This window comes from Flavobacterium fluvii, assembly GCF_900129545.1.
In the GTDB taxonomy this organism is placed as follows: domain Bacteria; phylum Bacteroidota; class Bacteroidia; order Flavobacteriales; family Flavobacteriaceae; genus Flavobacterium; species Flavobacterium fluvii.
The window spans coordinates 142,530-155,881 of record NZ_FQWB01000002.1 but is presented as its reverse complement, the minus strand read 5'-3'; the positions used below and the strand labels follow the sequence as shown (position 1 = coordinate 155,881).

15 protein-coding genes are annotated in these 13,352 nt (G+C 37.0%); 14 read left to right on the top strand and 1 reads right to left on the bottom strand.

The window, feature by feature from the left end; all coding sequences use genetic code 11:
• Nucleotides 1-272 precede the first annotated feature (272 nt).
• The 13 genes from BUC16_RS06380 to BUC16_RS06320 all read left to right on the top strand — a co-directional run bounded on the left by BUC16_RS06380 (nucleotide 273) and on the right by BUC16_RS06320 (nucleotide 11,509).
• Nucleotides 273-731, top strand: a complete 459-nt coding sequence (locus tag BUC16_RS06380; protein WP_073369032.1) for a MarR family winged helix-turn-helix transcriptional regulator — start codon at nucleotides 273-275, stop codon at nucleotides 729-731.
• An 18-nt stretch (nucleotides 732-749) separates the two neighbouring features.
• On the top strand, nucleotides 750-1,382 hold the full coding sequence (locus BUC16_RS06375) for an NAD(P)H-dependent oxidoreductase (protein WP_073369031.1): 633 nt from the start codon (nucleotides 750-752) through the stop codon (nucleotides 1,380-1,382).
• Nucleotides 1,383-1,410: 28 nt separating this feature from the next.
• A complete protein-coding gene (locus BUC16_RS06370; RefSeq protein WP_073369029.1) occupies nucleotides 1,411-1,977 on the top strand; it encodes a YceI family protein in 567 nt (188 codons plus the stop codon).
• A gap of 307 nt (nucleotides 1,978-2,284) precedes the next feature.
• Complete coding sequence (locus BUC16_RS06365) at nucleotides 2,285-3,685, top strand: anthranilate synthase component I family protein (RefSeq protein ID WP_073369027.1); 1,401 nt, start codon at nucleotides 2,285-2,287, stop codon at nucleotides 3,683-3,685.
• Nucleotides 3,686-3,749: 64 nt separating this feature from the next.
• Nucleotides 3,750-4,316, top strand: coding sequence for an anthranilate synthase component II (locus tag BUC16_RS06360; RefSeq protein WP_073369025.1), 567 nt, complete (start codon nucleotides 3,750-3,752; stop codon nucleotides 4,314-4,316).
• A 20-nt stretch (nucleotides 4,317-4,336) separates the two neighbouring features.
• Nucleotides 4,337-5,170: a c-type cytochrome gene (locus BUC16_RS06355; RefSeq protein WP_073369023.1), complete on the top strand. Its 834-nt coding sequence runs from the start codon at nucleotides 4,337-4,339 to the stop codon at nucleotides 5,168-5,170.
• Nucleotides 5,171-6,163, top strand: coding sequence for an anthranilate phosphoribosyltransferase (gene trpD, locus BUC16_RS06350; protein ID WP_073369020.1), 993 nt, complete (start codon nucleotides 5,171-5,173; stop codon nucleotides 6,161-6,163).
• A gap of 2 nt (nucleotides 6,164-6,165) precedes the next feature.
• Nucleotides 6,166-6,948 (top strand): indole-3-glycerol phosphate synthase TrpC, encoded by a 783-nt coding sequence (gene trpC / locus BUC16_RS06345; RefSeq protein WP_073369018.1) that lies wholly within the window; start codon nucleotides 6,166-6,168, stop codon nucleotides 6,946-6,948.
• Nucleotides 6,949-7,008: 60 nt separating this feature from the next.
• Nucleotides 7,009-7,635: a phosphoribosylanthranilate isomerase gene (locus BUC16_RS06340; RefSeq protein ID WP_073369016.1), complete on the top strand. Its 627-nt coding sequence runs from the start codon at nucleotides 7,009-7,011 to the stop codon at nucleotides 7,633-7,635.
• 9 nt (nucleotides 7,636-7,644) lie between these two features.
• Nucleotides 7,645-8,826, top strand: coding sequence for a tryptophan synthase subunit beta (gene trpB, locus BUC16_RS06335; RefSeq protein ID WP_073369013.1), 1,182 nt, complete (start codon nucleotides 7,645-7,647; stop codon nucleotides 8,824-8,826).
• Nucleotides 8,827-8,891: 65 nt separating this feature from the next.
• A complete protein-coding gene (locus tag BUC16_RS06330) occupies nucleotides 8,892-9,212 on the top strand; it encodes a gamma-glutamylcyclotransferase family protein (RefSeq protein ID WP_073369011.1) in 321 nt (106 codons plus the stop codon).
• 283 nt (nucleotides 9,213-9,495) lie between these two features.
• A complete protein-coding gene (trpA, locus tag BUC16_RS06325; RefSeq protein ID WP_073369009.1) occupies nucleotides 9,496-10,257 on the top strand; it encodes a tryptophan synthase subunit alpha in 762 nt (253 codons plus the stop codon).
• Between the two features lie 148 nt (nucleotides 10,258-10,405).
• The gene (locus BUC16_RS06320) at nucleotides 10,406-11,509 is read left to right on the top strand and encodes a hypothetical protein (RefSeq protein ID WP_073369007.1); all 1,104 of its coding nucleotides are present in this window, start codon (nucleotides 10,406-10,408) and stop codon (nucleotides 11,507-11,509) included.
• Nucleotides 11,510-11,630: 121 nt separating this feature from the next.
• On the opposite strand, the gene BUC16_RS06315 is transcribed toward BUC16_RS06320, so the two are convergent.
• Nucleotides 11,631-12,185, bottom strand: coding sequence for a DUF4494 domain-containing protein (locus BUC16_RS06315; protein WP_073369005.1), 555 nt, complete (start codon nucleotides 12,183-12,185; stop codon nucleotides 11,631-11,633).
• A 238-nt stretch (nucleotides 12,186-12,423) separates the two neighbouring features.
• On the opposite strand from BUC16_RS06315, the gene lipA reads away from it, so the two are divergent.
• The gene (lipA, locus tag BUC16_RS06310; RefSeq protein WP_073369003.1) at nucleotides 12,424-13,293 is read left to right on the top strand and encodes a lipoyl synthase; all 870 of its coding nucleotides are present in this window, start codon (nucleotides 12,424-12,426) and stop codon (nucleotides 13,291-13,293) included.
• Nucleotides 13,294-13,352: the final 59 nt, after the last annotated feature.

The following is a 13,352-nucleotide window of genomic DNA, read 5'->3' as shown; positions in this document are numbered from 1 at the left end:
CAAATAAACTGCAAAAAATTACTTTTAAATACATTCTATATTCAATTAAACAAGCTTATATTCATAATTACACCAAATTCACAAACGTCCAATTTCATACAAAAACCTCCTTTTTTCATTGAACACAATAGGATTCTCTTTATGAAAGTACATTAAATAATTACCCCAAAATCAAAACCCTGAAATATTTTTAACAAAAACTTAACAACACATTTGTATATACAAATAAAAAACTTGTTACATTTGTACCAACAAATAACATATATACAAATATGAAAATTGAAGAAGTAATAAAATCAACCGTTCCAATGGATAATTCAAAAAAAATTATTCTGAACGTTTTGTATACCCAAAATGTTATTACAGATAATTTTAATGAAATATTAAAGCCTTACGAAATATCGGGAGAACAGTATAATGTGCTACGGATATTAAGAGGTCAAAAAGGTTGTCCGGCAAATATGTGCGTGATACAGGAACGAATGTTGGCCAAAACCAGCAACACCACCCGCTTAGTGGATAAATTATTGCTGAAAGACCTGGTAACCCGAAAAGTTTGTCCAGAAAACAGACGTAAAATAGAAGTTACAATTACTCAAAAAGGATTAGACGTCTTACTAGAACTAGATCCAAAAGTAATTGCACATGAACAACATTTTTCAAAAAATTTAGATGCAGACGAAATAATCCAATTGAATAGTCTGTTAGAAAAATATAGAAATCAGAATTAAATAATAAATCAAAATAATATGAGTGCTTTTATAGAAAATCAAAACTGGAGATACGCAACAAAAAAATTCGACTCCACCAAAAAAATAACAACTGAAGATTTAAACACCTTAAAAGAAGCCATTCGCTTGAGTTCTTCTTCTTATGGATTGCAACCTTATAAAGTTATAATAGTTGAAAGTCCTGAATTAAGAGCAAAAGTTCAACCTGCTGCTTGGGGACAATCACAAATTGTGGAGGCTTCACACCTTATCATTTTTGCAAACAGAACAACCATCAATGAGGATGAAGTGGATGCCTTTTTCGAAAACATCAGCAAAACAAGAGAAATTCCTTTGGAAGCCTTATCTGGATACCAAGGATTCATGAAAGGCAAAATCAATGAATTATCGGAAGACGCCCAAAACACCTGGAATTCAAAACAAACTTATTTGGCTCTTGGAAACTTGTTGAATGCCGCTGCTGAATTGAAAATTGACGTAACTCCAATGGAAGGTTTCGACCCTGCCCAAGTAAATGAAATACTCGGATTAAACGAATTGGGATTGAACGCCAGTTTAATAGCCACGGTAGGATACAGACACGAAGAGGACGCTACCCAACATCAGAAAAAAGTTAGAAAATCAAACAAAGAATTATTTATCACCCTTTAATTATTTACAAACAATCAAATTCAAAACAATGAAAAATTTAAAATCAATTGCATTAGCATTAGTAGTAGTTTTATCTACAACATTAGCATCAGCTCAAACCAAGAAAATCGACGTTAAAACAAGTTCTATCGAATGGTTAGGAAAAAAAGTGACTGGACAACACAATGGTACAGTAAACTTCAAAGAAGGAGCTGTAGTTTTCAAAGGAAAAAAATTAGTTGGTGGATCATTTACAGTTGACGTGGCTTCATTGACTGCTACTGACCTTTCTGGAGAATACCTAGGAAAATTGAACGGTCACTTAAAAGCTGATGATTTCTTCGGAACTGACAAATTCCCAACAGCAACTTTAGTTATCAAAAAAATCGGAGCTAAATCAGCTAACGTTTACACGGCAACTGCTGATTTAACCATCAAAGGAATCACTCAACCAGTTACTTTTGACATCACTGTAAACGGAAACACGGCTACTACAACTTTCAACGTAGATCGTACTAAATACGGAATCAAATACAACTCTAAATCATTTTTCGATACCATTGGAGACAAAGCTATCTATGATGAATTCGAATTGAAAGTAGCTTTGAAATTCTAATTCAGGATACACAAACAATATAGGCAAGTCCCGACAAGCAATTGTCGGGGTTTCTTATTTTACACAAAACCAAAAAAATTAGTGATTTTTTTTCAATCTATTTGAATAATCAAATTTGATTTATATATTTGTCGAATGAAAACGATATTAAACAATACTTGGTGGTGGAACAATTTACGTCAAACGTCGTGAACAAAGCACCTGTAGTATAAACTATAAATATGAAAGGCTTGTCATCACGACAAGCCTTTTTCTATTTTCAAAAATACTATGAGCCGTAAAAGTCTCTATCAAAAATATAAACCAAATGAAAACATTTACTCTAAATACACATTACAAGCAAATCCTTGCCGACACGATTACTCCGGTAAGCGTATATTTCAAAATTCGAGACAAATTTCCAAATAGTTTACTTTTGGAAAGCAGCGATTATCACGGTAACGACAACAGTTTTTCATATATCTGTTGCAACCCGATTGCTTCCATTAAAATCGAAAACGAAACCATTTCCAAAATTTTCCCTGATGGAAGTACAGAAATCCTTTCAATAAATGCAAAAACTGATGTTCCTCAAGTAATTCAGGAATTTTCAGGACAATTCAAATCAGAGAAAAACAATTTCAAATTCATCAACAACGGATTGTTTGGTTACATTTCTTATGATGCCGTTCGTTATTTCGAGAAAGTGACCATCGCAAAGAAAGATGGAGAAACTACAATTCCTGATATGTATTATGCGGTGTACCAAAACATCATTGCCATCAATCATTTCAAAAACGAAGCCTATATCTTCTGTCACAGTTTGGATGGAAAAAACAACATTTCGGAAATCGAACAATTGTTGCAATCCCGAAATATTGCATCGTATAAATTCACCAGAGATGGCGAAGGTAAATCCAACCTAACTGACGAGGAATTCAAACACAATGTGGCATTGGCAAAAAAACATTGCCACAGAGGCGACGTGTTCCAATTGGTGTTGTCCAGAAGATTTACCCAAGGTTTCAAAGGCGATGAATTCAATGTTTACAGGGCGTTGAGAAGCATCAACCCTTCCCCTTACCTATTCTTTTTCGATTATGGCGATTTCAAGATATTTGGTTCTTCACCCGAAGCCCAAATTATCGTCAAAAACCGCAAAGCCGAAATTCACCCCATCGCAGGAACTTTCAGACGAACCGGCGATGACGAAAAAGATGCTGTTCTTGCCAAAAAATTATCCGAAGACAAAAAAGAAAACAGCGAACACGTGATGTTGGTCGATTTGGCCCGAAATGATTTAAGCCGCCACGGTCACAATGTGAATGTAGAAAAATACAGGGAAGTCCAGTTTTTCTCCCACGTAATCCATTTGGTTTCCAAAGTGACAGGACATTTACACGAAAAAGCCACAACAATGCAGGTCGTTGCCGATACTTTCCCGGCAGGAACGTTGAGCGGAGCGCCCAAACACAGAGCAATGCAATTGATAGAAGATTACGAAAAAACAAATCGTAATTTTTACGGAGGCGCCATCGGTTTTATGGATTTTGAAGGCAACTTCAATCACGCCATCATGATTCGAACTTTCCTAAGCAAGAATCACCAATTGCATTGTCAGGCTGGAGCAGGAATTGTTGCAGACTCAGACGAAGAAAGCGAAATGCAGGAAGTGTACAATAAATTATTGGCACTGAATAAAGCGTTGGACTTGGCAGAAACTATTTAAAAAAGTACACAGTGTTCAGTCTCAGTTTACAGAATCTAAAGACTGAAATTAAAAAAACAACAAAATGAAAAAAATACTAGTCATAGACAATTACGATAGCTTCACTTACAACCTGGTGCATTATCTGGAAGATTTAGATTGCGAAGTTACCGTTTACAGAAACGATGAATTTGATATTGACGAAATCTCGGGTTTCGATAAAATATTGCTTTCTCCAGGACCTGGAATTCCTGATGAAGCAGGTTTATTGAAACCTGTAATCGCTAAATATGCATCAACGAAAAGTATCCTTGGTGTTTGCCTTGGACAACAAGCCATCGGAGAAGTTTTCGGCGGAACGCTTTCCAACTTGGACAAAGTGTATCATGGCGTTTCTTCAATGGTGAAAACATCTGTTGACGACGAACTTTTGTTTGAAGGCTTGGGAAATGAATTCGAAGTGGGACGTTACCATTCTTGGGTGGTTAATGCCGATTTACCGGATGTTTTGGAAGCCACTTCATTCGACGAAAACGGACAAGTAATGTCGTTGCGCCACAAAACGTTTGATGTTCGAGGCGTACAATTTCATCCAGAAAGTGTATTGACTCCAAACGGAAAGAAGATTCTGGAAAACTGGTTGAAATCTTAGTGAACTTTGTGGTTTAAAAAATGAAAAAAGTCAAAATCCATCTTATACTTTGTCTTTTTATTTTTAGCTTCCTTTCTTGTAACCAAAAAAAGGAGCAAAAAATAGAAACAACGAGTATTGTCCAATCGGAAACCAAGCTGGATTTATTGGATTTACAGGCAAAAAACAAACTGGGAAAAGATACTGTTGTAACGATTGGCAATGATCCGGTTTATCACAAAGCAAAGAAATTCAAGGCTGTGAGCGCGTCGCTTTTGATTCAAACTGAAATTGATTTAACCAAAATTGACCCTAAAAATACCAAAATAGTGTTTGAATGCATCGATGGTTACAAACCAGAAATGCCTTTGGAATTGTTTTTAAACGCAAACCCTTATCTGGCATTCGAAGATGTTGATGCTCCAAAAGGAACGAAATGGGAAACCATTGTAAAGGATGGAAACGAAATGAATGCCGAACCGTTTTATATCGTTTACACTTCGGTTTTAGAGAAAGACACTCGTTACAAATGGCCTTATAATTTGGTAAAAATGTATTTGGAACCGCTGAACAAATCAACATTGGAATTATTTCCGTTGAAAAACAGAAAATTACAATCGGGTTATACATTATTCAAAAACCAGTGCATAACTTGTCACGCCATCAACGGAATTGGAGGAACAATGGGACCGGAATTAAATTTTCCAAAAAGCGTCACCGAATATTGGAAAGAAAAAGAATTGGTCGATTATATCGTGAATCCGGCTTCTTTCAGAAACAAAGTAAAAATGCCGACACTCGGAATCACCAAACAACAATCCCAAGAAATTGTTGATTATTTAAAATACATGTCTGAAAATAAAAAGAAAATATAAATGAAAACCATCCTAAACAGGCTTATCAACCACGAAATGCTTTCGAAAGAAGAAGCCAAAAATGTATTGGTCAATATCTCCAACGGAAGTTACAATCCAAGCCAAATTGCTGCTTTTCTTACCGTTTACATGATGAGAAGCATCAGCATTGATGAATTGGCAGGTTTTCGCGAAGCCTTGTTGGAATTGTGCATCCGAATTGATTTATCAGCCTACAACACCATCGATTTATGCGGAACGGGCGGCGATGGAAAAGACACATTCAACATATCCACTTTAGCTTCATTTGTAGCTGCAGGAGCAGGAATAAAAGTGGCAAAACACGGTAATTACGGGGTTTCTTCTATTTCGGGTTCGAGCAATGTAATGGAAAAACTGGGCGTGAAATTCAGCAACGATACTAATTTCCTGGAAAAATGTATCGATCAGGCCGGAATTTGCATTTTACACGCACCATTATTCCATCCTGCCATGAAAAACGTAGCCCCAATCCGAAAAGAATTAGGCGTAAGAACCTTTTTTAACATGTTGGGACCAATGATAAACCCGTCATTTCCTAAAAACCAATTGGTGGGTGTTTTCAATTTGGAACTCGCCAGAATGTATGCGTATTTGTATCAAAACACCGATATAAATTTCACCATTTTACATTCGTTGGACGGTTATGATGAAGTATCTTTGACGGGGCCAACCAAAACCATCACAAAAAGAATGGAAGGCGTCATAAAACCGGAAGATTTTGGTGTTCGACAATTGTTGCAAAATGAAATCGAAGGTGGAAAAACCATCGAAGAATCGGCAGCAATGTTTATGAATATCATCTCCGGAAAAGGAACCGAAGCCCAAAATAACGTGGTTTGTGCCAATGCGGCGATGGCAATTGCGACGGTGAATGGAAGTTCACCTCTGGAAAGTTTCCAGTTGGCAAAAGAAAGTTTGCTATCAGGAAAAGGATTGGCAGCTTTGAATAAATTACAAGAATTAAGCAAATAAAAATGAACATACTAGATAGAATCATAGTTGACAAAAAAAGAGAAGTCATTCTAAAAAAATCAATCATTCCGGTTTCACAATTGGAAGCTTCGGTTTTCTTTGGAAAAAAGACGATTTCTTTAAGTCAAAATTTAAGAAACAGCAACTCTGGAATTATTGCCGAACACAAACGCCGTTCCCCTTCCAAAGCTGAAATTAATTATAGTTTCACGGTTGAAGAAGTGGTAAAAGGATATGAAGATGCTGGTGCCTGCGGAATTTCAGTTTTAACGGATGGCAAATATTTTGGTGGTTCTTTGGACGATTTATTGTTGGCAAGAGCATCAGTAAATATTCCGCTTTTGCGAAAAGAATTCATCATTGACGAATACCAAATCCTGGAAGCCAAGGCCCATGGAGCCGATTTAATTTTGCTAATTGCAGCAGTTTTAACCCGTGAAGAAATCAAATCTTTATCAGAATTTGCCAAAGGTCTAGGACTGGAAGTATTATTGGAAGTACATAATTTGGAAGAACTGGAAAAATCAATAATGCCAACTTTGGATATGATTGGCGTGAACAACAGAAACCTGAAAACTTTCGAAGTAAGTCTGGATTTCAGCAAACAATTGGCAGACCAAATCCCGAATGATTTCGTGAAAGTTTCAGAAAGCGGCATTTCCTCTATCGAAGCCATCAACGAACTAAAACCTTATGGCTACAAAGGTTTCTTGATTGGAGAAAACTTCATGAAAACGGATAACGCAGGAAAAGCGGCAACGGAATTTATTTCAAAATTAATTTAATACACGTAAAAACCTTAGCAAACTTTGCGCCTTAGCGTCTTTGCGGTAAAAAAAAACAAAATGAAACTCAAAATCTGCGGAATGAAATACCCCGAAAATATGCTCGAAGTAGGTGCGCTCCTACCCGATTATATGGGCTTTATATTCTGGGAAAAGTCGGCACGCTATTTTGACGGCATCATTCCTGAATTACCAAAATCAATCAAGAAGACAGGCGTTTTTGTCGATGCGCCTTTGGAAGAAATTCTGGAGAAAATTCAAAAACACGATTTGCAGGCTGTTCAACTTCACGGTCACGAATCGGTGGAATTTTGCGAAACATTGAAAAAAAATATGCCAAAACTGATAGAAGTCATAAAAGTATTTTCAATTTTAGATACCTTTGACTTTGCGGCATTAAAACCTTTCGAATCGGTATGTGATTATTTCCTTTTTGACACCAAAGGAAAATTGCCTGGCGGGAACGGAACCACTTTTGACTGGAAAGTATTGCAACAATATCCTTCAAGCAAACCTTTTTTCCTTAGCGGAGGAATCGGAATTGACGAAATGGAGGCCGTAAATGAAATTTTAAAAACCAATTTACCCGTTTATGCCATCGACGTGAACAGTAAATTGGAAATCGAACCTGGATTAAAAAATATCAATTTTGTAAAGACAATTCGAGAATTGTCCCAACAGTTATAAATAAATAAAATGTCATACAACGTAAACGAAAAGGGTTATTATGGTGAATTTGGAGGAGCTTACATCCCCGAAATGCTATACCCAAATGTGGAAGAATTACGCCAAAAATATCTTGAAATAACGGCCCAACCCGATTTTATAAAAGAATTTGAGCAACTGCTCAAAGATTACGTGGGTCGTCCAAGTCCGTTGTATTTTGCCAAAAGATTATCTGAAAAATACAACACTAAAATCTACCTCAAAAGAGAAGATTTGAACCATACAGGTGCCCATAAAATCAACAACACCATTGGCCAAATATTGGTTGCCAAAAAATTGGGCAAAAAACGAATCATTGCCGAAACTGGCGCAGGACAACACGGCGTTGCCACGGCCACCGTTTGCGCCCTTATGGGATTGGAATGTATTGTGTACATGGGTGAAATCGACATCAAGCGTCAAGCGCCAAACGTTGCCCGCATGAAAATGTTGGGAGCCGAAGTTCGTCCAGCACTTTCTGGTTCAAGAACCTTGAAAGACGCCACCAACGAAGCCATTCGCGATTGGATCAACAATCCGGTTGACACACATTACATCATTGGTTCTGCCATCGGTCCACACCCTTATCCTGATATGGTGACCCGTTTTCAAAGCATCATTTCCGAAGAAATCAAATGGCAATTACAGGAAAAAGAAGGTCGTGAAAACCCTGATTATGTAGTGGCCTGTATCGGTGGAGGTAGTAATGCCGCCGGAACTTTTTACCACTTCCTTGACGAAGAAAAAGTAGGCATCATCGCTGTAGAAGCTGCCGGAAAAGGTGTTGATAGCGGACACAGTGCTGCCACGAGCAAATTGGGGAAAATTGGTATCATTCACGGTTGCAAAACCCTGTTGATGCAAACTCCCGATGGACAAATTACAGAACCGTATTCTATTTCTGCGGGATTAGATTACCCTGGTGTAGGGCCTATGCACGCGCATTTGGCACAAACAGGTCGTGCCGAATTCTATTCCGTGACCGATGATGATGCAATGGAATCAGGACTTGAATTATGTAAGCTCGAAGGCATCATTCCCGCCATCGAATCTTCGCACGCCTTGGCTGTCCTGAAAGAAAGAAAATTCAAACCAACCGATGTCGTGGTCATCAGCCTTTCGGGTCGTGGCGACAAAGATTTGAACACCTATATTGATTATTTCAAATTATAATTGGCGTTGCCCAAAGGGTCGGGTGTTCGCCAAAAAAACGGAGTCATTATTAATACCAATGAAAAATGGAAAATTTATTTGCTTACGGAACTTTAAAAGATAAAGAAATTCAAGAAAGAGTTTTTGGACGTGTTCTAAAAGGAACTCCCGACAAATTAATAGGCTATGCAGTAAAGGGAATTCCTATTGAAGAAGAATTTGGAATCATTCAATATCCCATAATTACCGAAACCCAAAATCCAGAGGACAGCATCGATGGAATCTGCTATCAGCTCAACGATCGAGAATTGGAACTGGCCGACAAATACGAAGGAATGCATTACAGACGCATCCAAGTGCAATTGCATTCCAACGAAACGGTTTGGGTTTATAGTGCAGCACTGTAAGTGCGAGTCTAATTAATCAAAAGATGACTGTTTGTAGTGAATGGCACGCAGATGACACGGATTGCTTCGCCAGTTCGACCTTTGGTCTCGGGTTAGCGGATTATCGCTGATTTTTTTAACTCAATTAATCAATAATATAAAATTGAAGCTTAACCCATTTTAATCTGTATAAATCTGCTAAATCCGTGTCCCAATTTAGCATTAATCGAGTTTAGGTTTAAATGAATAAAAACAACTAAGCTAGACAGATTTTGGAAACCTGTCTGGTTTAAAAACAAATAAAATGAACAGAATAAACCAAAAATTACAAGAAAACAAAAAGATACTTTCCATCTATTTTTCGGCGGGATATCCTAATCTGGACGATACGGTACAAATCATCCAGGACTTGGAAAAAAACGGTGTCGACATGATCGAAATCGGATTGCCGTTCAGCGATCCCTTGGCCGATGGACCTACGATTCAAGCGAGCTCAACAACGGCTTTACAAAACGGAATGACTTCTCAAATTTTGTTTGACCAATTAAAAGACATTAGAAAAACAGTATCGATTCCATTGGTAATTATGGGTTATTTCAACCCAATGTTGCAATATGGCGTGGAAGCATTTTGCCAAAAATGTGCCGAAATAGGAATCGACGGATTGATCATTCCAGACCTTCCGGTTGACGTGTATGCAGAAGAATACAAAGCTACTTTCGACAAATACGGACTTAAAAACATCTTCCTGATTACGCCACAAACTTCAGAGGAGCGCATTCGTTTTATCGACAGCGTTTCTGACGGATTTATTTATATGGTAAGCTCGGCAAGTGTTACCGGTTCGCAATCCGGTTTTGGAAACACTCAGGAAACCTATTTCAAACGCATCGCCGACATGAACCTAAAAAATCCTCAAATCATCGGTTTTGGAATCAGCAATCAGGAAACTTTCAACCAAGCCACACAATTTGCCAAAGGCGCGATTATAGGTAGTGCTTTTATCACACATTTAAAAGAAAATGGAAGCGGAAAAATTGAAAGCTTCGTGAAAACGATTCGATAAGCAAGTTCCTATTTCATAAATTATTAAACCGCAAATTCGCAAATTATTGAGCATTGAATGCTTGTTATAATTTGCGAATTAGTGGTCTTTTTTTTTTATTTTTTTTGCACTATATTTGAAGTGAATTCAGACAAATAAATTATTATAGATGAAAAAAAATATTTTCCTATTACTACTGTTAACTTCTATTTTTTGTAATGGTCAAGACAAAATAGTAGTTAAAACAATCACAATACAATCATCCTTGTCTTTTCAAACAAAAAATGAACTCCCAAAAGTTGTTGCCTTAAAAAAGGAATTTGAAGTATCAGCTAAAAAGATTAATCAATTTATTTTAGAAGAATATCAAATTGAAGATTATCAATTAAAAAAAGATGAAGATTTTCGATTTTCGGGTAGCAGTTTTCAATATCAAATAAATGAAAAGTATTTATTCTTAAAAACGGAAGGTGGCTATTATGGTCCATATCCAAGTGAATTTGAAAGAGAATATGTTTTCGAAATAAAAACTGGAGAAATCGTGGAAAGTGAAAGCCTACCTTTTCAAGCCTTGTTCACTTTGAATGGCTATTTGGATTTTATAGATAAATATTGGCTTAAGGACATTCAAAATGATTTTGCAGTATCTACAAGTGATTGTGATGGCACTCCTCCTTATTGCTCCTATTATGATATTGAAAATTATGAAGTGATTGCCAATAAATTAAGTTTTTCAATCACAAATGATTGCTATCCTCACGTAGCAAAAGCATGTACTCCCTATTTAACAAAAGAGATTTCGAAAGAAATTTTGAAACCCTATTTAAGCGATTTAGGATATCGATTGTTATTCAAAGAAAATTACACTTCAAAAAAAGGAATCGATAAATTTTTAATGAACCAAAAAGAAAAACCCAATTGTGAAAACAACATCTATCTTTTTGGAAAAATAAACAACTTATACCCTGTTAGCATTGCTTTGACTCTTTCTAAAAAGGACAACACTGTGAGTGGTTATTACTATTACGACAAGAAAAAACAAAAAATAAAACTGGGCGGTAAATATTCAAACAACACAATAGAATTAAGCGAATACACTAATAATGTAAACACCGGAAATTTTGTTTTAAAATTTGAAACCGAATATACCGATGAAGGCATTTTTATATACGAACCAAACCAAGTCCATAAATATTTAATTGGAAAATGGTTTAAAGATAAAACCAAATACAAAATAAAATTTACCGCAGTAAAATTCAATCGTTTTAATTAGGGTAAATTTTCCACAACTAGCGCGAGCGTCCCGCTAGCAATGAAGATAAAATTATAGAACCAAATTATACAACAAAAAAAGAGGCCTAAAAAGCCTCTTTCATATTTAATATTGTTTACAATCAATAATTCTCCGACACCACCTCGGCATCAAATTCCATAGTATCTTCTACTTCCACGGTATTTTCAAGTTTCGAGGCTTTGAGTGCATTGAACTTTTCCATTTGTTCCAATTCGTCTTCTTCACCAGAAAAATAAGGAAAAACATCCATGATTGGGGATTCCGAAATGGCAGGAATGGTGTAGTCGCCCATCGTGCCTTTCATCACTTGAACGGTGTTGTCAAAAGCTTCCTTCACGTCGTTGGCTTGCAATAAAACATACATGTTCGTCTTGCGTTCTTTGCCGCTTTCTTCGTCGTAAGCCAACAACGAAATTTTGGATTTAAACCAACGATCGGCATTTTCGAAAGGATGAATTTCGGCATAATTCGCCACTTTTATATTGGTGATTTTAAATTCTTCACTAATATAGGCCTTCATTTCTTCGTTGATTCTGGACTCCGCTTCCGTATAAGACAACGCATCTACCAAATAAGGTTCGGTAGTAACCTTTTGGTTTCCAGTTTCATCTGTTTTTCTGTATTTTACTTTGCATTCGTACCACATTCCGCTCATAATTTATTTTTTTTAAAGGATGCCAAAGATAGATTTTAGGGAAGAAAAACGACAGCATTCCAAAAATAGATATTCACAATTTTGGAGAGAATTCACCTAAGTGGTCACTCTCAAACAATTACAAAACGAATGACTTCAATTTATAACAAAATGTCAATTCCTGCATCAAAAATCTTAAAACCCAAATTCCCGTTCCTAAAACAACTTTGCTTATCTTTGCACTTTCAAAATTTGATTTATGGAAACTGTTGTAGAGAATGAGTTACCGGTAGGAAAGCCAAAATGGTTGAGAGTAAAACTCCCAATCGGTCAAAAATATACAGAACTTCGAGGCTTGGTCGACAATTACAAATTGAACACCATTTGCACCTCTGGAAGTTGTCCGAATATGGGCGAATGCTGGGGCGAAGGAACGGCGACCTTCATGATTTTGGGAAATATCTGCACGCGTTCTTGTGGATTTTGCGGCGTAAAAACCGGAAGACCTGAAACCGTGGACTGGGATGAACCGGAAAAAGTGGCGCGTTCCATAAAATTAATGAAAATCAAACACGCCGTAATTACCAGCGTGGACAGGGACGATTTGAAAGATGGCGGTTCCATTATTTGGATCGAAACCGTGAAAGCCATTCGCAGAATGAACCCCAACACGACTTTGGAAACCCTGATTCCCGATTTTCAAGGAATCGAAAGAAACATAGACCGAATCGTGGAAGCCAATCCAGAAGTGGTTTCACACAACGTGGAAACCGTTCGAAGATTGACTCGCGAAGTCCGCATTCAAGCCAAATACGACCGTAGCCTGGAAGTGTTGAAATACTTGAAAGAACAAGGAATCAACAGAACCAAATCAGGAATTATGTTGGGTCTTGGCGAATTGGAAGAAGAAGTTTTCCAAACGATGCGGGATTTATACGATGCCAAAGTAGATATCGTGACCATTGGTCAATACTTGCAACCGAGCAAAAAACATTTGCCGGTAAAAGAATTCATAACACCGGAACAATTTGCCAAATACGAAAAATTCGGATTGGAATTAGGCTTCCGTCACGTAGAAAGCGGACCATTGGTGCGTTCTTCCTATAAAGCCCAAAAACATATTCTTTAAAGAGGTTAACTGGTTAATTGTTTAAACGGTTGAACAATTAACCAGTTAAACAATTAACC